Origin of the sequence: Promicromonospora sp. NFX87, from assembly GCF_048564965.1 — a bacterium.
Taxonomy (GTDB): Bacteria; Actinomycetota; Actinomycetes; order Actinomycetales; family Cellulomonadaceae; genus Promicromonospora.
The window spans coordinates 2,515,905-2,534,513 of record NZ_CP183413.1; the positions used below are offsets into that span (position 1 = coordinate 2,515,905).

The window sequence follows — 18,609 nt, forward strand, 5'->3', positions numbered from 1 at the left end:
ATGGGGTCACTGGTGTTAACCCTGTAGAGCGGGACTCCCTCCGCCACGGGAACCGGCCTTCCATGGAGGTATGGACAACAACACGAAGGTCTGGTTCATCACCGGGGCAAGCCGCGGCCTGGGGATCGACATCGCGCAGGCGGCGCTCGCCGCCGGCCACTCGGTGGTCGCGACCGGCCGCGACGCGGCCCGCGTCGAGGCGGCGGTCGGGGCGCACGACAACCTGCTGGCGGTGGCGCTCGACGTCACCGACCCCGACGCGGCCACCACCGCGACGCAGGCGGCCGGCGACCGGTTCGGCCGCATCGACGTCCTCGTCAACAACGCGGGCAACTTCTACGCGGGCTACTTCGAGACCATCAGCCCCGAGCAGTTCCGGGCGCAGCTGGAGACCAACTTCTTCGGGCCGCTGAACGTGACCCGGGCGGTGCTGCCGGTCATGCGCGCGCAGCGCGGCGGCCAGGTCATCACCGTCACCTCTACCGCGGGCCTGGTGGGCGGGGAGTTCACCGCCGCGTACGCCGCGTCGAAGTTCGCCCTGGAGGGCTGGATGGAGTCGCTGCGGCACGACGTCGAACCCTTCGGGATCGGCACGATGGCCGTCGAGCCCGGGTTCTTCCGCACCGAGCTCCTCGTCGAGGGCGCCTCGACGATCTGGCCCGCGGTGGACATCGACGACTACGCCGAGCGCACCGCACGGACCATCACGACCTGGCGGAGCATGAACGGGCAGCAGGGCGGCGACCCCCGGAAGCTCGCCGATGCCCTGGTCGTCCTGTCGGACGGCGGCAAGCTGCCGCTCCGCTTCGTCGCCGGGGCGGACGCGATGGGGGCGGTCGAGGACAACCTCGCGGCGATCCGGGACCAGATCGACGCCAACCGTGGACTCTCGGCGTCGCTCGCCTACGAGGCGTGACGGCGGGCGCTGCCGGACCTGCACGGATCCGGCGCCGTCGGACCGTAAAGTTCACCCGTGCGCGTACTCCTGGTTGAAGACGACGAACCGGTGGCCCAGTCGCTCCGGCGCGGGCTGCTGCGGTACGGCTTCACGGTGGAGTGGGTGCCGACGGGACGCGAGGCGCTGACGGCGGCCGCCGAGCTCGACGGCGCCGAACCCTACGACGTCGTGCTCCTCGACCTCGGGCTGCCCGACGTCGAGGGTCTCGACGTCTGCAGGGCACTGCGCGAGCGGAGCGCCGTGCCGATCATCGTGATCAGCGCGCGCAGCGACGAGGCCGACCGGGTGGTCGGCCTTGAGCTCGGTGCGGACGACTACGTCACCAAGCCGTTCGGCATGCGCGAGGTCATCGCCCGGATCAGGGCGGTGCTGCGCCGCGCCCAGCCGGCGAACGCGGGCCGCGCGCCGAGCGGCCCGGACCGGTACGGTCCGCGGCTGACCATCGACCGCCGCGCGGGCCGGGTGCACCTGGACGGCAGCCCGGTGGCGCTGACGCCCAAGGAGTACGACCTGCTCGGCTTCCTTACCGAGGAGCCGGGCGCTCTGATGTCGCGCGAGCAGATCATGGAAGCGGTCTGGGACGCCCACTGGTTCGGCCCGACGAAGACGCTCGACGTCCATGTGGCCGCGCTGCGGCGCAAGCTGGCCGGTGCGGTCGCCATCGAGGCGGTACGCGGCGTCGGGTTCCGCCTGGAGATCCTGGACGCCGGGGCGCTGCCCGCATGATCCGCCGGCTGATCGTCAGCTACGTGCTGCTCGTCGCGGTCGCCCTCGCCGCGTTCACGGTCCCGGTGGCCCTGACGCTCACGAGCCAGCTCCGTGGCGACACCGACGCCTCCGTCCGGCGGGAGGCGACCACCATGGCGCTGCTGCTCGGCGCCGGGGACGACGCCTCCCGCGACGCGCTGGTGCAGATGGCCGGTGCGTACTCCGTCGAGACGGGCAGCACGGTCCAGGCCGTCGCCCTGGGGACTGCCGCCGACGGTGCCGCGGTGTCGGGCATGCCCCGGCCCGAGCCGGACGCCGCGGTCGACCGGGCCCTGCGGGAGAACACCTCGACGACGGACTGGGGATCGGCGACGCCCTGGGGAACCGAGCTCGTGATCACGGTCCCGGCCCGCGCGCAGGCCGGAGCCGGCGACAGCGGCGGTGACGTCGTCGGCGCCGTCCGGATCATCTTCCCGACCGAGGAGCTCACCGACCGGTTCTGGACGATCTGGGGCTTCCGCGCGATCCTGGCCGTGGGGGTGCTGGTGATCGCCGCGGGCCTCGGCTACCTGGCCGCCCGCTGGCTGACCCGCCCCCTGCGCCAGCTCAACGCCATGGCGAGCCGGTTCAGCGACGGCGACCTCACCGCGCGCTCCCCGGTCACCGGGCCGCACGAGACGCAGACCCTCGCCCGCACCCTCAACCAGGGCGCCGAACGCCTCGACACGCTGATCGCCGCGCAGCGGGTCTTCGTCGCCGATGCGTCGCACCAGCTGCGCACGCCGCTCACCGCCCTGCGCCTGTCCCTGGACAACATCGCGGACGGCGTCGACGACCCGTACGTCACGGAGGACGTCGAGCAGGCCACCGCCGAGGTGGTGCGGATGAGCCGCCTCGTCAACGGGCTGCTGGTGCTGGCCCGCGCCGAGGCCCAGGCGACCGTCGCGGAGCCGCTGCCGCTGCGCGACATCCTGGAGGAACGCCTGACGGTCTGGCAGCCGGCCGCCGACGAGCGCGGCGTCACGATCACGCTGGCCGCGCCCTCCGACGACCGCCTGCTGGTGCTGGCCAGTCCCGGTCACCTCGACCAGGTGCTCGACAACGTGCTGTCCAACGCCCTGGAGGTCTCCCCGGACGGCGGCGCCATCACCGTCCGGGCCGACACCGTCCGGAGCGAGCCGCACCACGACGAGGTGGTGCTGGAGATCCTCGACCAGGGCCCCGGCATGTCCGACGCCGACAAGGCCCGCGCCTTCGACCGGTTCTGGCGGGGCCCCGGGCTCACCGGCCGCTCCGGCTCGGGCCTCGGCCTCGCCATCGTCAAGCAGCTGGTGACCGACGACGGCGGTGCGGTGACCCTCCGGGACGCGCCGAGCCCTGGTGGGCTCGGCGTCCGGATCAGTCTCCGGCCGGCATCGCCGAGGAGTGGTGGTTGATGATCAGCCAGTCGCCGTCGATCTTCTCGTACACGTAGGTGTAGCGGGCCTCGACCTCGCGCACCTCGCCGGACTCGGGGTCGGTGAGCGTGAACACGTACGTGCCGGCGTCGACGGCGGAGTTCTCGTCCAGCACGGTGACGATGGTCTCGGTCTTCTCGCCGACCGGGTCGTTCTCCTGGAAGTGCTCGAAGTAGTCGACGATCCCGTCGCGGTCGGTCCGGACCTGCTTGGACACCGTGGGCAGCAGCACGCCGTCGGGTGCGTAGCGGTCGGCCACCACCTCGGCGTCGCCCGTGCCCAGCGCGGCGTTCCACTCGTCGAACAGGGCGGCGATCTCCTGCTCGCTCGGCTCCTTGTCCTTCTTCTTGTCCGCCCCGTCGTCGGCCTGCCCGGCGGTCTCCTTGGCGCCTGCCCTGTCGTCGGCCGTGGCGATGCCGGTGATGCCGACGGTGGCAGCGGCGGCGAGGACCGCCGTGACCGCGACGAGGCCGACACGCTCGCGGGTCCGGCTGGGCTTCTGGGTGGATGAGTTCATCACGGCTCCAATGCGTGGAAGTCGTGGCCCCTCATGATCCTGGTGCGATCCTGACGGTGGGGCCGCTCCCGGGTTCGATCGGGAGTGGTCCCACCCTCGCCGTACGCCGGGAAGGGGCTGTGCAGCGCGGATCCAGCGCTCGTACAACGTTCGGGAAAGAAGTTCAGGAAGGGCTGCCGGCCCCCGGCTTCAGTCGTCGAAGTAGAGCGCCTGTCCGGACAGGCGCTCTACCTCGCCGTCTACTTGTCGGCGAAGTAGAGCGTGGGTCCGGACAGGCGCTCTACTTCGACGACCGAAGCCTCGGGTCGTCAGTTCGGCACAACTCGGCTCAGCGGCGGGTGTAGATGACCCCGACCTTGTCGACCTCGTCGCCCGCACGGCCGTGGAAGCCGGCGATCTGCCAGCCGGACGGGGCGGTGTACGTGGTGCAGTCGCTGGTCGAGGTGCCGCCCGCCAGCGTCCGGCCGGTGCTCGTCGTGAAGCGGGCGTAGGCGATCCGGGTGTGGTCGTCGTGCTTCACCTGGCACAGGTGCAGGCTGACCGGATACTCGCCGGCGGCGAGGGCCAGCGTCCCGAGGGTGCCCCCGCTGCCCCCGTGCTCGAGGCGGGCACCACCGGCAAGCGTCAGGCCGATCTGGTCCACCCTGGACCCGCCGCGCACGCGCAGCTCTGTGGGCCGGGCGCCGGCGGTGAGGTCGTCGACGTCGGTGAAGAAGGTGCCGTGCGGTCCGCCGAACTGGTCGCTCATCCGGAAGTCGGGGCTGAGGGACCAGTTGAGGTCGACCGCGATGGGGTAGTGGTCCGACAGGTTCTTGCCGGCGGCGTCGCGGAAGGCGGCGTGGTCGTTGCGGTACTCGACCGCGTCGAGGCGGACATGGCTTCCGCCGCGGTAGAGGATCTTGTCGACCACCTCGCACGTCTGGTCCACCGTCGCGTCGTCGCAGACGAGCGCGGGGGCGCCCTTGTCGGGGGCGTCGCCGCCGCGGACGAGGTCGACCCACGGGTCGGTCAGGCCGTTCGCGGACGCGAGCTCGGCGATCGTGTCGTCGGCGCGGGTGTAGCGGGTGTTGGTGTCCCCGTAGACGATCACCGCGTTCCCCGCCGAGCGGGACCGGATGAACGTGGTGAGCTGCGCGAGGTTGGCGCGCCGCGCGGCGAGGTCGCCGGGCTCGACGCCGGCGTCGGTGTGCAGGTTGTACAGGTCGACCCACACGCCCTCGGCGAGGCGGGCCCGCATGAACGTGAAGCCCTTCGGGGTCAGGCAGTCGCCGGATCCCGACGAGCAGTCGGCCCAGGCGACGCGCTCGAAGTCCTCGAAGGGGAGGTCCGAGAGCGTGTTGAGGCCGCTGCCGAACGGGACGCCGCCGCTCGTCGGCGTCCGATGAGGATGACGGTCGGCCGCGTAGAGCGCCGCGTGGTAGTTGAAGTCCTCCTGGACCTGGACGACGTCGTAGGGGGCCAGCCGCGAGCCGATGATCGGGGTGTTGGTCTCCGGGTCGCCGTCGCCGATCCCGAGGGGGAGCCCGGCGATGTTGTAGCTGAGGATCGAGAAGGATCCGCTCGTGACCGCGGACGGCGACGCCGATCCGGACGCCGGGGCGGCGAGGCCGACCGCGGCGACGAGCGGGACGATCGTGGCCAGTGCGGCCGCGGCGAGTGCGGTCCTGCCGAATACCTTGCGTGTCCGCATACCGTGCTCCAGTCGTCGAGGGTGCCGGGTGAAATCCGGCATGGTCGTACAGCCTGGCCGATATGCATGACTTCGTCACTACTTGCGGCTTACGCCACCATTGCCCGCAGGTGACGGACCGGCGGGTACCCGGGCTCAGCGGGTCCGCGGGAAGTCGAAGAGCCGGTCCGGGTCGTAACGGTGCTCGATCTGTGCGAGGCGGTCCGCGGCGGACCCGTAGTAGACGCGGCGCCAGTCCGGCAGGCGCGGGTCGAAGTCGTTCTGATATGCCTCGCCCGACGCGTAGGGCCGCATGGCGGAGTGGATCGCGGCCAGCCATCCCTCGGCGTCGGCGGCGGTGCCCGCGTCGTCGAGGTGGTCCCAGCTCGCCTCGTACTGCGCGAGGAAACGGTGGTGCCGATGGACGAACGCCGTCTCGTGCGCCTGCTGGCGGTTCACGGCGCCGCCCATCGCGACGGCCGCCACCGAGGCGGCGATGCCGGCGGGGGTGTTCTCCACCGTCGTGATGGCGGCGCCGATCGCCTCGGCGGGCATCGAGCGCGCGAAGAAGTCGCTCCGCACGTCGTAGGACGGCCGGTCGGCGGGCGAGGACGTGTCCCCGGCGAACCGCCGGACCGTGCCCAGGTGCGGTTCGGTGCGGATCTCGTGACGCGTGCGTCCGTCGGGCAGGGCTGCCAGCTGCTCGGCGAGGTGCTCGTGGCCGCCGAGCGCGAAGGCGACGACCGAGACGGAGGGGTCGCCGGCGTCGTTCTGGAGCCGCAGGGCTGCCCACATCTCGTCCGGCAGGTCGGGCGCCCAGTCCTGCCAGGCCGCGAGCACGGCCGCGGCGCGCGACCACGGCCACGCCAGGTCGGCGGACGAGGACTCGTGGACGGCGTGGGTGCGCAGGCGCAGCTCCGTGACGACGCCGAGGCTGCCGTTCCCTGCCCCGCGCAGCGCCCAGAACAGGTCGGGTTCCTGCTCCGCGCCGCAGGTCCGGATCGCGCCGTCCGCCGTCACCACCGTCGCCTCGACGAGGTTGTCGCACGAGAGGCCGTACGCGCGCGACAGCAGGCCGTGCCCACCGCCGAGCGTCAGACCCGAGACGCCGACGGACGGGCACGTGCCGCCCGAGATCGTGACGCCGTGCTCGGCGAGCGCCGCATAGACGTCGCCGAGGCGGGCCCCGGCGCCGATGTGCGCGACGCCCGGGCGGACGGCGATGTCGTTCATCCGTCGCACGTCGATGACCAGCCGGCCGTTCCCGCTGGACCAGCCCGCGTACGAGTGGCCGCCGCTCCGGACCGCCGGCGGGATGCCGTGCGCCCGGGCGAACCGCAGGCACTCCGCGACGTCGGCGGCCGAGGTCACGAAGACGACCGCGGCCGGCCGCAGGTCGTCGAACCGCCGGTTGAAGAGCAGGCTCGCCTCGGCGTACCCGTCGTCGTCGGGCCGGACGACCTCGCCGTCGATCCCCGCGCCGAGTGCCTGCCAGGCGGGCCTCATGCGCCGTACGCCGCGAAGAACATGTCGAGCGCGGCATCGACGTGGGCGCGCAGCTGGGCCGGTGTCGGTGTCGCGTCGTCGCCCAGGAGCATCGCGCGGTTGATCGGGTCGCCCATGACGAGCCAGTTCAGCTGGGTCGCTGCTGTGTCGGTACTGCCGTCGGCGTCGGGGCCGGCGATCCGGACCAGCCCGAGGTCCGCGAGGTCTCCGATGACGGTGGCGAGCGACGCGATCGCGACGCGTGGGCCGTTCTCGTACAGCGCCCGGGCGAGCTCGGGGAAGCGGACCGCCTCCCCGATGACGAGGCGCCGCAGGGCCAGGACCTCGGGGTTCATGACGGCCGTCAGCTGTGCGACCAGCAGGTCGCGTACCTCGTCCCGCGCCGTCCCGGCGTCGGTGACCCGCGGCACCGAGGAGAGCACCGAACGGCTCGTGACGCGGGTCTTCTCCGTGACCAGGGCCAGGAAGAGGTCCTGCTTGCTGCCGAAGTAGCTGTAGAGCGTCTGCTTGGAGACCCCCGACTCCTTGGCGATGGAGTCCATGGTCACCGACTCGAACCCGGTGGCGAGGAACTGGACCTCCGCGGCCGCGAGCGCGGCGTCGTGCTTCTTGCGCGAGCTCGGTCGCGTCAGCCGGTCACCTTGCGGCATCGGACGGGCACCTCCTTGCAACATCATACCGAGCAGTCTAGAGTCTAGTTATTGGACTTGTCAGTCTAGAAATGCATCCGGTGAGAAAAGGAGATCGACATGGTGGACAGCTCGGAATCCCTCACGTTCGAGGCGCAGCTGCGGGTCTCGCCCGAGGCCGCTTCGTGGACGGTGTTCGACGTGCCCGGGTCGCGCGCGTTCTTCGGGACGGGCAAGCCGGTGCGGGTCACCGGAACGATCGACGACCATGCGGTCGCCATCACGCTGATGCCGACCGGTAACGGCGCGCACGTGGGGCCGGTCAAGGCGGCCACCCGGAAGGTGATCGGCAAGGCGGCGGGGGACCGGGTGCGGGTGGTTCTGGAGAAGGCGTGACGGCGGGTCCGGCGCGGGGAGCGGTGCTCCGGACCCGCCGTCGTCGGCCTCTGGTGGGCGGTCCCTACGCCGTCGCCGCGTCGCGCACGAGCGCGGTGTCGACGAACTGCTCGAAGCGCACGATGAGCCCGCCCCGCACGACGAAGTGGTGGGCGACGCGGACGTTCAGGCCCTTGCCGGTACCCCGGTGCGTCGCGGTGTAGCGCGCGAGCACCGCCACGTTCTCGCCGTCGACCACGTAGCTGTCGTCGTGCGCCGCCCAGCCCTCCCACTCCTGGCCGAGCTTCGTCATGACGTTCGACGTGACGCCCTCGGGCGTGCGGTAGGTGCCGGCCAGGGGGAACCCGGCCATCTCGGTCCACTCGACGTCGGGCGCCATCGTGGCGCGCAGCGCCTCGAGGTCACCGGCCGCCGAGGCCAGGTACTGCCGGCGGACGACGTCGCGGGGCGCCGCCGACGTCTCGAACGCCGTCGTGCTCTCTGTGCCCGCGGTCAGCCCCATGTCATCTCGCCCTTCGCGACCTTCGGGCCGAGCTGGGCCGCGATCAGCATCCCCGAGGCGGGGTAGGCCTCGACCAGCGCGGCCGTCGTCGCCGCGCCGTCGGCGGAGGCGTCGAGGATGCGCTCGAAGTCGCGCAGGTACGTGCGGGTGTAGTCGATGGCGCTCGCGTCGTTCGCCGTGCCGGGCAGGCGGTGCCCGGCGACGACGAGCTCGGGGTCGAGCGCCTGCATCTGGTCGAGGAGCTCGATCCAGGCGGCGCGCTGCTCGGGCGTCGCGGTGTCCGCCACCCAGACGTGCTCCTGCTGGAAGAGGAGCACGCCGCCGACGATCGCGCGGTGCTCCGCGGTCCAGAGGTAGTGGCGGTCGGGCAGGACGGCGGAGCCGCCGCGCAGCTCGAAGCGTGCGCCGTCGACGTCGATGAAGTCGTCGGTGAGCGGCTCGATCTTCGCGAGCCGCGTCGGCAGGTTCGCGCCGAGGGCCGCCCAGGCCTTCAGCTTGCCCTCGTACGAGGCGTCGATGTGCTCGATGACGATGGGCGTGGCGACGATCCGTGCGTCGGGGAAGGCGTCGGCGATGACCTCGAGGCCGAAGTAGAAGTCGGGGTCGGCGTGGCTGACGAACACCGTGCCCAGGGTCTTGCCGGAGTCGAGGACGGCGGCGGCGAGCCGGTGCCCGTCGGCGCGTGTGAAGCCGGCGTCGACCAGCAGGGCCTCGTTCTCGCCGGTGACGAGCACCGCGGACTTGTTCTTCGAACCGGCGGGGAAGTCGAGGTCGAAGACCTCGAAGGACAGCGACATGGTGTGTTCCTTACCTCGGGGCGCCCGGTGGCGGGTGGCGCGGCGTGGTGGCCGCGTACAGGTGGAACAAAGGCTGACTAGTCAGCTATTCCCGAGGAGCGGAACCTGGCTCACGGCATGACAGGGAGGTGCTGTTCCGCGTTCTTGCTCAGGGTGCGGATGGCGACGGCGAAGACCTCCGCCTGGTCCGCCGGGAGGACGTCCACCAGGTACTGCTCGATGTTGCGCGCGTGGACGGCGCTCGCCCGGAGCAGGAGCTCCTCGCCGGCGGAGGTCAGGCGGATCAGCTGGACGCGCCCGTCGTCGGGGGACGGGCCGCGCTCGATGAGCCCCTGGTCGGCGGCCCGCTGGACCAGGCGCGTCGCGCCGCCCGAGGTGAGGACCCGCGCCTGGGCGATGTCCCGCACCGGGACGCCGTCGGGGCCCGCGCGACCCACGACGAGCAGCAGCTCGAACACCGTGTGGCTCAGGCCGATCTGCTCCTCGAGCGCCCGGCCCAGGATGTAGTCGAGCCGGTTCGCGGCGCCGAGGAGCCGGCCGAAGACGAGGATCCGGGGGTCGTACGCGGCCTCGCGCGGGGACGAGAACTCGGGCGTGGGGCTCATCGCTTCAGCGTAGGTGAGACGCGCTGTCCTCCCGGCCCGGACCGATCGCCCCGACGGGGTCGCGCTCGGGTACCGGTGCGACGTGTCCCGTCCCGAACTGCCGCGACAGCGCCCCGCGCAGGCGCTCCCGCCCGCTGAGGTGCCCGCGCTGGTCGGGCCGACCCGGCACCGCCGGTACCGGGGCCACGGACAGCAGCGCCCGCTCGTCCTCGCTCGCCGGCCGGTGGATCTCCGCGTAACCGCCGTTCGGCATCCGGACGATGCGGCCCGTCTCGTGCCCGTGCAGCGCGATCTCGCGGTCCTTGCGCTGCAGGCCGATGCAGATCCGCCGGGTCACCTCGAACGCCAGCGGGGGACCCGCGAGCAGCGCCACCTGCAGCGTCGTGATGATCGTCTCGAACGGCACACCGAACTCCGTGGAGACGATGTCGGCACTCGCGGCGCCCCACAGGATCCCGTAGAACAGTGCGCCGGCGACGCCGACCCCGGTGCGGAACGGGACGTTCCGCGGCCGGTCGAGCACGTGGTGCAGCTCCCTGTCCCGGTCGACCCACGCCTCGAGGTACGGGTAGACGATCAGGAGCGCGAAGTAGCCGCCGATCACGACGAGGGGCACCAGGGTCGCGAAGGTGATGGTCCAGCCCATCCACTCGGTCTCCCAGCCGACGGGGACGAGCCGCAGCGCGCCGTCGAGGAAGCCCATGTACCAGTCGGGCTGGCTCCCGGCGCCGACCTCGCCCACGGACGCGGGCCCGTAGGACCAGACGGGGCTGATCGTCGAGGTGGCCCCGAGCAGCACCAGCACCGCGCTCGTCATCCCGGTCATCCCGGCGGCGCGCAGGGCGGCGTCGGGCCAGAGGCGCAGGCCGAGCGACGGGGTCGGCGTCGGCCGGGGGTGGGCTGCCTGCCCGTGCCGCAGGCTGAGCACGCCGCGCACCGCCATGACCAGCACGAGCAGCCCTGGCGCGATGACGGCGTGGACCGGGTACAGGTTCTCGATGATCTGGCCAGGGAACGGCCCGCCGAACATCCAGCCGGCCACCCAGGTGCCGACGAACGGGATGCTGAGCACCACACCCTCGACGATGCGCAGGCCGGTGCCGGACAGCATGTCGTCCGGCAGTGCGTACCCGCTCCACCCGGCGGCGAGCACCAGGATGAAGGCCACGACCAGGAGCACCCAGCTCAGCTGCCGCGGACGGCGGAACCCGCCGGTGAAGAAGGTGACCAGCAGCTGCATGATCATCGACGCCGGCATGACGAGCGCCGCCCAGTGGTGGGTCTGGCGCACCAGGAGGCCACCGGTCTGCTCGAAGGAGATGCGCATGGTCGAGGCGAAGGCCTCGGTGACCGTCGCGCCCTGCAACGGCCCGTACGGTCCGGCGTAGGTGACGAGGTCGTTCGACGGCGTGTACCAGGTCGCCAGCAGCACCCCGGTCACGGCGAGGACGAGCAGGCAGGCGAACGTCACGACGCCGAAGAGGTTCGACCAGCGCAGGTACACCCGCCGTTGGCCAAGGTCGGTGACGAACGTGCGGACGGCGGCGCCCAGGGTGCGCCCGACCGGGTCAGCCGGCATCGCGCACCACGCTCAGCTCGGGCCGGTCGTCCGTGGCCTGGGCGTCGGCGACTCGCGCGAGGTCGGCTCGTGCGCCGTCGATCCCCGCGAACGGGTCGCCGCCCGCCAGGAAGGCGGCCCGCGGCCGCTGCACGGTGGCGAGCGGGATGATGTCGCGTCCGAAGAACACCGCCGAGACCCACACGAGCAGCACGCGCACCTTGCGCTCCCAGGTGGGGACGGCCAGGACGTGGTAGCCGCGGTGCATGAGCCAGGCCAGGAAACCCTTGATGACCAGGCGGCGGTACTGGAAGATGCCCTGCCCGATGCCGAGGGTGGCCACCACGCCGAGGCTGTGGTGGAGGTACTGCCGCGGCTGCTTGCCACGGAGGTCGGCGACCAGGTTGGCGGCCAGCAGCTTGCCCTGGCGCACCGCGTGCTGCGCGTTGGGCACCGTCCGTGCGCCGGGCACGGGGGAGGCGAGGTCGGGGACCGCCGCGTTGTCGCCGGCGGCCCAGGCGTGGGGCACCTGCGCCTCGTCCGTTCCCACGCGGAGGTCGGCCCGGACGCGGACCAGGCCGCGCTCGTCGACCGGCAGGTCCGTGTTCCGCGCGACGACGGGGTTGCTGCCGTTGCCCGCGGCCCAGATCAGCAGGCCGTTGCCGTACGACTCCCCGGTGGACAGCAGGATCCGGCCGTCCGCGGCCGAGACGACCTGGGTGCCCAGGTGGATGCGCGCGCCCCGGCGCTTGAGGTGCTCCACCACCCACCGGCCGGGCTCGTCGGTGACCTCGGGCAGGATGCGCTTGTTCGCGTCGACGAGGTGGAAGGCCAGGTCGTCGCGGCCGAGCTCCGGGTAGGAGCGCAGCAGACCCGTGGCCAGGGACAGCAGCTCGCCGAACACCTCGACGCCCGTGAACCCGCCGCCGACGACGGTTACCGTCAGGAGCCGTCGGCGCTCGTTGCCCGGCGGGAGCAGGGCCGCGCGGTCGAATGCGGTGAGGAGCTGGTCGCGGATCGCGACGGCCTCCTCGACGTGCTTGAGGCCGATCGCCTCGTCCGCGACCCCCGGGACCGGGAACGTGCGGGTCACGGCCCCGGCGGTCACGACGATCGTGTCGTACCCGATCTCGCGCAGCGCGCCGTCGTTGGTCCGGACGGTCGCCGTGCGGTGCGCGTGGTCGATGGACGTCGTGTGGCCGGCGATGATTGTGGTGCGGCGCAGGTGCCTGCGCAGCGACACCATGACGTGCCGTGCCTCGATGGAACCGGCCGTGACCTCGGGGAGGAACGGCTGGTAGGTCATGTAACCGTGCGGGTCGACGAGGGTGACCTCGGCCTCGCCCCGGCGGAGCTTCTTCTCCAGTCCCCACGCGGTGTAGAAGCCGGCGTAGCCACCGCCGACGATCAGGATCTTCTCCGGTGTCTGTCCCGAGATGTTTCCCATCACAACCTCCTCCTGGTGGTCTTACCTGATCGACAACGCAGCGCGATCGGATGTGACGTGGTGGTGGTCACACCGGCTTCCGGCCACTACCGCTACCGCCTGGTCGCCTGGACCGCGGCGAAGATCGTCTCGGCCACGACCACCGGGTGGGACACGGCCAGGGCGTGCGAGGCCCCGGGGACCTCGGTGACCGTGCGGGCGCCCGCACGCTCCGCCATGAACCGGATCAGCTCGGCCGGGATGTTGCGGTCGGCCTCGCCGAACACGAACCAGGACGGGATCGTCCGCCACGCGGGGCTGGACGTGGGCAGGTCCTCCGTGAGCGCGGCCTCGGTCACGGGCCGCTGCGTGGCGGCCATGAGCGCGGCGAGGTCGCCGTCGACGTCGGCGGCGAACTGCTCGCCGAACACCTCCGGCCGGATGACGAGCTCGTTGCCGCCGGTCGAGACCGGGTAGGTGGCGATGGCCCCGCCGAGGGTGCTGCCGGGGAACTTGGCCGACAGCGTGAACGCGTCCTCCCCGGTGTCGGGCGTGAACGCCGCGACGTAGACGAGGCCCACCACCTGGTCGTTGCCGGCCGCGGCCTCGGTGATCACCATGCCGCCGTACGAGTGGCCGACCAGGACGACCGGCCCCTCGATCGACGCGATCACGTCGCGGACGTACTGGGCGTCGCCGGAGACCGAGCGCAGCGGATTGGCCGCAGCGGGCCCGGTGGGTGTTACGCGGTCGGGTTGAACGGGATCCCGGCCGGCTTCATCCTCTCCAGCCAGTAGGTGAAGTCGCCGTCGTCGATCTTGATGGTCGCCCCGCCGAAGTCGGCGGTCATGAGGCGCTCGCGGAGCGACGTGCTGGGCCAGCCGTCCCAGCCCACGAGGGGCGGGTAGCGCCAGCTGCCGTAGTGGTTCTCGGGCGGGTCGTCGTTACCGTTCGCCAGCCGGAACAGGTGGGTGCTCGGGCCGTCCTTGTGGAACACGATCTTGGGGTGCGTCCCCTCGAACCGGACCTGCGACCGCGGATAGGTGGCCGACCCGCTGTGCTCGGTGATCGAGACGTGCTCGACCTGGTTCGACGCCTGGTTCACCCACACGACGACGTGCTCCCAGTCGTGCTTGTGGCTCCCGATGGCGATGGGGCCGTCCATCGTCTGGTCCTTTTCGAAGTAGCTCGCGTACATCACCGCGCACCAGCCGTTGTTGCACTTCTCCCGCGAGTAGGTCTGCGAGTTGTCCAGGTCCCACTGGTCGCGGCAGTTCCCGTTGACGGCCCCGCCGATGTTCAGGCCGGGTGCGATGGTGCCGTCGGGGCCGATGGCGGGCGTGGCGTAGCAGCCGTCGCCGTCGTAGTCGTAGGCGGGGGAGAAGCTCTGCTCGATCCCTGTGGCGTTCTGCGGCAGGTTGGGGGGCGGGTCCGCGTGCGCGACGGCCGCGGGTGCGGTCAGGGCGAGCGCGGCGATCGCGAGCGTGGCGACGAGACGCGCTGAGCGAGGTCGGTGCATGACTGGCCTTCCGTCGGGCCTGACCGGGTGTGACGAGGGCGGGTGAAAATCGCGACAGCTGGATGCTATGGGCGGGTCCGTGACCGAGCAATGAGGGTGATCCCGTACATGACGCGGTGCCCGTCGTCGCACTACCTTGAGGCATGACCAGCGCGACCCCGCCCGCACCGGGCGGACCCGACCCTGCCGGACTCGACCACGGCCTCGGCGCCACCCTGACCCCCGGTTTCCACGGACGTGCGCGTCCCGAAGGTGTGACCCTGCCTCCCGGGCAGTACGCGGAGGAGGGGTTCCCCGTGCTCTCCGCGGGCCCCACGCCCAACGTGAGCACGGAGACCTGGAGCTTCACCGTCACCAACGAGGCGGGCGCCACGAAGTCCTGGACCTGGCCCGAGCTGATGGCGCTGCCCCAGGACACCCCGACCGTGGACATCCACTGCGTCACGCGCTGGTCCAAGTTCGGCACCCGCTGGCGCGGGGTCTCCCTCGACGTGCTGCTCGCCGAGGTGGAGTCCACCGCGGACTTCGCGATGGTGGGCTCCTACGGCGGCTACACCACGAACCTCCCGGTGGCGGACCTCCTGGGCGGCAAGGCGTGGATCGCGCACACCTTCGACGGCAAGCCGCTGCACCCCGAGCACGGTGGCCCCGCCCGGCTGCTGGTGCCGCACCTGTACTTCTGGAAGTCGGCCAAGTGGGTGCGCTCGCTCAACCTCATGCCGACGGACCGGCCCGGTTTCTGGGAGAAGCTCGGCTACCACGACCTCGGCGACCCGTGGCGCGAGCAGAGGTACCAGGGTGACTGAGGCGCGGGCGGTTGGTTCGCGGCTCGGCGACAGGTACGCGGTCCCGTCGGGCTGGCAGGTCGCGACCCTCGTCGAACGCCGGGCCGAGAGCCCCACCGCGACGACGCTCGTGCTCGACATCCCGGGCTGGCCAGGACACCTGGCCGGCCAGCACCTGGACCTGCGCCTCACCGCGCCCGACGGGTACACGGCAGAACGTTCGTACTCCCTCGCGAGCGGGCCGACGGCGGTCGGCAGCGGCCGGGTCGAGGTGACGGTCCAGCGGGTTCGGGACGGCGAAGTCTCCCCGTACCTCGTCGACCAGTTCCCGCCCGGTTCCGCGATCGAGGTGCGTGGCCCCATCGGTGGCTGGTTCGTCTGGGACCCCGTGTCCGACGCCGGTACGCCCGTCCTGCTCCTGGCCGGCGGGTCGGGGCTGGTCCCGGTGATGGCCATGGCCCGGGCGCGTCGCGAGGCCGGTGACCGTACGCCGTTCCGGCTGATCTACTCGGTGCGCACGCCCGAGGACCGGCTGTACACGACGGAGCTGGAGCAGCTCGTCGCCCGTGGCGACGGCTTCGAGGCCAGCACCATCTACACCAGGGCGGTCTCGCTCACCGCGCTGCGCGGTCCGCGACGCCTCACCGACTCCGAGCTGGCTTCGTGGGGCTGGCCGGCCGAGTTCGAACCGCGCGTGTACGTCTGCGGTCCGACGGGGTTCGTCGAGGCGGTCTCGCGCATGATCGTGGGCCAGGGCCACGACCCGGCCCGCGTCCGGACCGAGCGGTTCGGCCCGGCGGGGGACTGAGAAGGCTGGGCCGGACCGTAACGCCAGGGGGAGCCATAACTGGGCCAGTTATGGCTCCGCCTGTCCTCCTGAGTCCTGGTCAGGAGCTACCTCTGGCCGCGCGCCAGCTTCGAGGGCCACCAGATCGCCCGGCCGATGTCGTACCCGAGGGCGGGGACGAGGAATGACCGGACGGCGAAGGTGTCGAGCAGGACGCCGAAGGCGACGATGAACGCGAGCTGCGCGAGGAACAGCACGGGGATCACCGCGAGCGCCGTGAAGGTCGCCGCGAGCACGAGCCCGGCCGACGTGATGATGCCGCCGGTCAGCCGCAGCCCGCGCAGCACGCCCTCACGTGTCCCGTGCTCGATCGACTCCTCGCGGACCCTGGTCATCAGGAAGATGTTGTAGTCGATCCCGAGCGCGACGAGGAAGACGAAGCCGAACAGCGGCACCGCCGGGTCGGCGCCCGGGAAGCCCAGCAGGTCGTTGAACACCAGGGCGGAGACACCCATCGCCGTCCCGAAGGACAGCACCGTCGTGAGGACCAGCAGCACCGGCGCGAGCACGGCGCGCAGGAGCAGCATCAGGATCAGCAGGATCACGACCAGCACGATCGGGACGATGAGGGTTCGGTCCCGGATCGACGCGTCGTTCGTGTCGAGGTCGGTCGCGGACTCGCCGCCGACCAGCGCCTCGGGGACCGCGTCGGCGTAGGCGGCGCGCAGGTCGCGGACCGTCTGCTCCGCGGCGGCCGAGTCGGCGGCGTCGTCGAGCGTGCCCTGGAGGAGGACCTCGCCGTCGGAGACGGTCGGCTCGGGTACGCCCTCGGCAGTGACCGGCGCGGTCCCGCTCGGGGTGTCCGCCGAGATCGCCACCTGCGCTATCCCGTCCTCCCGCAGTAGGACGTCGGCCGCGCGCTGCAGCTCGTCCTCGGGCGCGACGACGTAGACCGGGCTCCCCGACCCGGCGGGGAAGTGCTCGGCGAGCCGGTCCTGCCCCGTGCGCGCCTCGGACGCGCCGAGGACCAGCTCCGACTGCGGTACGCCCGAGGCCTGGAGCTGCGTGATCCCCACGCAGCCGAGGGCCAGGACCGCCGCCGTCGTGATCCAGATGGTCCGCGGCCGGGTGCGGACGGCGCGGGAGACCCGACCCCACAGCCCGAGCTCGCCGCCGCGTGCCGAGCCGGCCCGCTCGGCGGCAGGGTCGTACGCCGGACGGCGGGGCCAGAACGCCGCACGGCCGAGCGCGAGCAGCAGCGCGGGGAGCAGCGTGAGCGCGGCGAGCATCGCGAACGCTATGCCGACGGCGGCGACCGGGCCCAGCGTGCTGTTGGAGCGCAGCTCGCTCAGCAGCAGGCAGAGCAGGCCCGCGATGACCGTGCCGCCCGAGGCGAGGATCGGCTCGAACGAGCCCCGCAGAGCCCGCAGGGTGGCGGTCCACCGGTCGGGGGTGCGCACCAGCTCCTCGCGGAAGCGTGCGACGTACAGGAGGGCGTAGTCCGTCGCCGCGCCGATGACGAGGATGAACAGGATGCCCTGGGTCTGCCCGCTGAGCAGCAGCACCCCGGCCCTGGCGAGGTGCCAGACCGTCAGCAGTGCGAGGCACAGCGCGAACATGCTGGTCGCGAGCACGGCGAGCGGGAGCAGCAGCGAACGGTAGACCACCACGAGGATGACCAGCACCGCCGCGAGCGCCACGCCGAGCAGCAGGCCGTCGATCCCGGCGAACGCGGACGCCAGGTCGCTCGAGAAGCCCGCGGGGCCTGTGAGGTAGAGGTCGACGCCGGCCGGCAGGCCCTCGCTCAGCGTGTCCCGCAGCTCGCCGGTGGCCTCGCCGAGGTCCGCCGAGCCGGAGAGCGGTACGAAGGCCTGTGCGGCGGCGCCGTCCTCGGCGGGGATGGGCGGGGAGACGTCGCCGTCCACCACCTCCAGCTCGCCGGCGGCCGTGAGCCGCTCGCCGATCGCGGTGAGGTCGTCGTCGGTGAGCTCGGCCGCAGCGCCCTGCCCGGCATCCTTCCCGGCGACGAAGACCACTATCGCGGGCACTGCGTCGCCGTCGGTGAAGCCGGAGAGCCGCTCCTGCACCTCGGTCGCCTCGGCGGTCTCCGGCAGGTAGGCGGTGCGGTCGTTGGAGGAGACCTCGTCGACCCGGCCGAAGTACGGACCGCCGATCGCCGCACCCACCAGCCAGACCAGGATGAGCACGGCCGGCAGCGTCACCCGGAGCCAGCGCGGCACGCGTGAACCCGCGCTCACGAGGCGCGCTCCCAGCTCGCGACAGGGCCCGGGACGACCACGAACAGCGGGTGGGCCGCCGGCGGTCCGGTCGTGACGACCTGGGCGCGGTGCTCGGGGGAGCGGACCGCGAGCTTGCTCAGGAGGTGCTGCCACTCGAGGTCGAGCTGTCCGGCGGTCACGGCGATCCGTGCCGTGTCGCGCGTGAGCTGGTCGAGCGGCTGGGCGATCCGCTGCGCGTCGAACTGGTAGCCGCGCCGCGTCGCCTCGTCCCGCACGCCGTGCAGGTAGGCCGAGATCGCGACGGCCGGCTGCGGGTGCTCGCGGAAGCGGTCGAGCTGGGGGTGCGCGGTGTAGCCCTGGGTGCGGCCGAGCAGCACGGCCTGCGCCAGCAGCGCCTCGCGCCAGCATGCGGTGAGACCCTGGCGGTCGAGCAGTGCCGGATCCAATGACCAGAGCCGCATGCGTCGGCACCTCCTGTGATGTCGGCCGGGTCGGGCGCCCGGTCGTCCGCCTGCCAATTTAGCTAGCCTGGCTACCTGCAAGCAAATGA

General features: G+C 72.1%; 19 protein-coding genes. 6 read left to right on the forward strand and 13 right to left on the reverse strand.

Annotated elements, in window-relative coordinates:
- Positions 1-70 precede the first annotated feature (70 nt).
- The 3 genes from ACNYC2_RS11230 to ACNYC2_RS11240 are packed head-to-tail and all read left to right on the forward strand — an operon-like array spanning position 71 to position 3,102.
- Positions 71-916 carry an SDR family oxidoreductase gene (locus tag ACNYC2_RS11230; protein ID WP_419707093.1) on the forward strand — a complete coding sequence of 282 codons (846 nt, stop codon included), beginning with the start codon at positions 71-73 and terminating at the stop codon, positions 914-916.
- 57 nt (positions 917-973) lie between these two features.
- Positions 974-1,684: a response regulator transcription factor gene (locus ACNYC2_RS11235; protein WP_419707094.1), complete on the forward strand. Its 711-nt coding sequence runs from the start codon at positions 974-976 to the stop codon at positions 1,682-1,684.
- Entirely contained in the window at positions 1,681-3,102 is a 1,422-nt protein-coding gene (locus ACNYC2_RS11240) for an ATP-binding protein (protein WP_419707095.1), read from the forward strand. The genes ACNYC2_RS11235 and ACNYC2_RS11240 overlap by 4 nt, the downstream gene beginning before the upstream one ends.
- Here ACNYC2_RS11240 and ACNYC2_RS11245 read toward each other — a convergent pair.
- From ACNYC2_RS11245 to ACNYC2_RS11260, 4 genes are all read right to left on the reverse strand, one after another.
- On the reverse strand, positions 3,065-3,640 hold the full coding sequence (locus ACNYC2_RS11245) for an SgcJ/EcaC family oxidoreductase (protein WP_419707096.1): 576 nt from the start codon (positions 3,638-3,640) through the stop codon (positions 3,065-3,067). The genes ACNYC2_RS11240 and ACNYC2_RS11245 overlap by 38 nt on opposite strands.
- A gap of 328 nt (positions 3,641-3,968) precedes the next feature.
- The gene (locus ACNYC2_RS11250) at positions 3,969-5,330 is read right to left on the reverse strand and encodes a jacalin-like lectin (protein ID WP_419707097.1); all 1,362 of its coding nucleotides are present in this window, start codon (positions 5,328-5,330) and stop codon (positions 3,969-3,971) included.
- A 135-nt stretch (positions 5,331-5,465) separates the two neighbouring features.
- On the reverse strand, positions 5,466-6,815 hold the full coding sequence (locus ACNYC2_RS11255; RefSeq protein ID WP_419707098.1) for an FAD-binding oxidoreductase: 1,350 nt from the start codon (positions 6,813-6,815) through the stop codon (positions 5,466-5,468).
- A complete protein-coding gene (locus ACNYC2_RS11260; protein ID WP_419707099.1) occupies positions 6,812-7,465 on the reverse strand; it encodes a TetR/AcrR family transcriptional regulator in 654 nt (217 codons plus the stop codon). Before ACNYC2_RS11260 ends, ACNYC2_RS11255 begins: the two co-directional genes overlap by 4 nt.
- Before the next feature lie 99 nt (positions 7,466-7,564).
- Here ACNYC2_RS11260 and ACNYC2_RS11265 point away from each other — a divergent pair, with 99 nt between their 5' ends.
- Positions 7,565-7,840, forward strand: coding sequence for a DUF1905 domain-containing protein (locus ACNYC2_RS11265; protein WP_419707100.1), 276 nt, complete (start codon positions 7,565-7,567; stop codon positions 7,838-7,840).
- 64 nt (positions 7,841-7,904) lie between these two features.
- Here the strand turns inward: ACNYC2_RS11265 and ACNYC2_RS11270 are convergent, their stop codons facing one another.
- From ACNYC2_RS11270 to ACNYC2_RS11300, 7 genes are all read right to left on the reverse strand, one after another.
- The gene (locus ACNYC2_RS11270; protein WP_419707101.1) at positions 7,905-8,342 is read right to left on the reverse strand and encodes a nuclear transport factor 2 family protein; all 438 of its coding nucleotides are present in this window, start codon (positions 8,340-8,342) and stop codon (positions 7,905-7,907) included.
- On the reverse strand, positions 8,333-9,139 hold the full coding sequence (locus tag ACNYC2_RS11275; RefSeq protein ID WP_419707102.1) for an MBL fold metallo-hydrolase: 807 nt from the start codon (positions 9,137-9,139) through the stop codon (positions 8,333-8,335). The genes ACNYC2_RS11270 and ACNYC2_RS11275 overlap by 10 nt, the downstream gene beginning before the upstream one ends.
- A gap of 110 nt (positions 9,140-9,249) precedes the next feature.
- Positions 9,250-9,744 carry a MarR family winged helix-turn-helix transcriptional regulator gene (locus ACNYC2_RS11280; RefSeq protein WP_419707103.1) on the reverse strand — a complete coding sequence of 165 codons (495 nt, stop codon included), beginning with the start codon at positions 9,742-9,744 and terminating at the stop codon, positions 9,250-9,252.
- Between the two features lie 4 nt (positions 9,745-9,748).
- Complete coding sequence (locus ACNYC2_RS11285) at positions 9,749-11,323, reverse strand: cytochrome b (protein WP_419707104.1); 1,575 nt, start codon at positions 11,321-11,323, stop codon at positions 9,749-9,751.
- Positions 11,313-12,749: an NAD(P)/FAD-dependent oxidoreductase gene (locus ACNYC2_RS11290; RefSeq protein ID WP_419707105.1), complete on the reverse strand. Its 1,437-nt coding sequence runs from the start codon at positions 12,747-12,749 to the stop codon at positions 11,313-11,315. Before ACNYC2_RS11290 ends, ACNYC2_RS11285 begins: the two co-directional genes overlap by 11 nt.
- A gap of 92 nt (positions 12,750-12,841) precedes the next feature.
- Positions 12,842-13,522: an alpha/beta fold hydrolase gene (locus ACNYC2_RS11295; protein WP_419707820.1), complete on the reverse strand. Its 681-nt coding sequence runs from the start codon at positions 13,520-13,522 to the stop codon at positions 12,842-12,844.
- On the reverse strand, positions 13,471-14,247 hold the full coding sequence (locus ACNYC2_RS11300; protein ID WP_419707106.1) for an NPP1 family protein: 777 nt from the start codon (positions 14,245-14,247) through the stop codon (positions 13,471-13,473). Before ACNYC2_RS11300 ends, ACNYC2_RS11295 begins: the two co-directional genes overlap by 52 nt.
- 143 nt (positions 14,248-14,390) lie before the next feature.
- Between ACNYC2_RS11300 and ACNYC2_RS11305 the strand changes: the two genes are divergently transcribed.
- Both ACNYC2_RS11305 and ACNYC2_RS11310 read left to right on the forward strand, forming a co-directional pair.
- On the forward strand, positions 14,391-15,053 hold the full coding sequence (locus ACNYC2_RS11305; RefSeq protein ID WP_419707107.1) for a sulfite oxidase-like oxidoreductase: 663 nt from the start codon (positions 14,391-14,393) through the stop codon (positions 15,051-15,053).
- Positions 15,046-15,840: a ferredoxin reductase gene (locus ACNYC2_RS11310; protein ID WP_419707108.1), complete on the forward strand. Its 795-nt coding sequence runs from the start codon at positions 15,046-15,048 to the stop codon at positions 15,838-15,840. Before ACNYC2_RS11305 ends, ACNYC2_RS11310 begins: the two co-directional genes overlap by 8 nt.
- An 86-nt stretch (positions 15,841-15,926) precedes the next feature.
- On the opposite strand, the gene ACNYC2_RS11315 is transcribed toward ACNYC2_RS11310, so the two are convergent.
- A complete protein-coding gene (locus ACNYC2_RS11315) occupies positions 15,927-18,077 on the reverse strand; it encodes an MMPL family transporter (RefSeq protein ID WP_419707109.1) in 2,151 nt (716 codons plus the stop codon).
- On the reverse strand, positions 18,074-18,520 hold the full coding sequence (locus ACNYC2_RS11320) for a pyrimidine dimer DNA glycosylase/endonuclease V (RefSeq protein WP_419707110.1): 447 nt from the start codon (positions 18,518-18,520) through the stop codon (positions 18,074-18,076). Before ACNYC2_RS11320 ends, ACNYC2_RS11315 begins: the two co-directional genes overlap by 4 nt.
- Positions 18,521-18,609 lie beyond the last annotated feature (89 nt).

Excerpts from the sequence above, each read along its gene's own strand:
- ACNYC2_RS11230 (WP_419707093.1), top strand. The coding sequence starts at position 71 with ATGGACAACAACACGAAGGTCTGGTTCATCACCGGGGCAAGCCGCGGC.
- ACNYC2_RS11240 (WP_419707095.1), top strand. The coding sequence starts at position 1,681 with ATGATCCGCCGGCTGATCGTCAGCTACGTGCTGCTCGTCGCGGTCGCC.
- ACNYC2_RS11245 (WP_419707096.1), bottom strand. The coding sequence starts at position 3,640 with ATGAACTCATCCACCCAGAAGCCCAGCCGGACCCGCGAGCGTGTCGGC.
- ACNYC2_RS11250 (WP_419707097.1), bottom strand. The coding sequence starts at position 5,330 with ATGCGGACACGCAAGGTATTCGGCAGGACCGCACTCGCCGCGGCCGCA.
- ACNYC2_RS11255 (WP_419707098.1), bottom strand. The coding sequence starts at position 6,815 with ATGAGGCCCGCCTGGCAGGCACTCGGCGCGGGGATCGACGGCGAGGTC.
- ACNYC2_RS11260 (WP_419707099.1), bottom strand. The coding sequence starts at position 7,465 with ATGCCGCAAGGTGACCGGCTGACGCGACCGAGCTCGCGCAAGAAGCAC.
- ACNYC2_RS11265 (WP_419707100.1), top strand. The coding sequence starts at position 7,565 with ATGGTGGACAGCTCGGAATCCCTCACGTTCGAGGCGCAGCTGCGGGTC.
- ACNYC2_RS11270 (WP_419707101.1), bottom strand. The coding sequence starts at position 8,342 with ATGGGGCTGACCGCGGGCACAGAGAGCACGACGGCGTTCGAGACGTCG.
- ACNYC2_RS11275 (WP_419707102.1), bottom strand. The coding sequence starts at position 9,139 with ATGTCGCTGTCCTTCGAGGTCTTCGACCTCGACTTCCCCGCCGGTTCG.
- ACNYC2_RS11280 (WP_419707103.1), bottom strand. The coding sequence starts at position 9,744 with ATGAGCCCCACGCCCGAGTTCTCGTCCCCGCGCGAGGCCGCGTACGAC.
- ACNYC2_RS11285 (WP_419707104.1), bottom strand. The coding sequence starts at position 11,323 with ATGCCGGCTGACCCGGTCGGGCGCACCCTGGGCGCCGCCGTCCGCACG.
- ACNYC2_RS11290 (WP_419707105.1), bottom strand. The coding sequence starts at position 12,749 with ATGGGAAACATCTCGGGACAGACACCGGAGAAGATCCTGATCGTCGGC.
- ACNYC2_RS11300 (WP_419707106.1), bottom strand. The coding sequence starts at position 14,247 with ATGCACCGACCTCGCTCAGCGCGTCTCGTCGCCACGCTCGCGATCGCC.
- ACNYC2_RS11305 (WP_419707107.1), top strand. The coding sequence starts at position 14,391 with ATGACCAGCGCGACCCCGCCCGCACCGGGCGGACCCGACCCTGCCGGA.
- ACNYC2_RS11320 (WP_419707110.1), bottom strand. The coding sequence starts at position 18,520 with ATGCGGCTCTGGTCATTGGATCCGGCACTGCTCGACCGCCAGGGTCTC.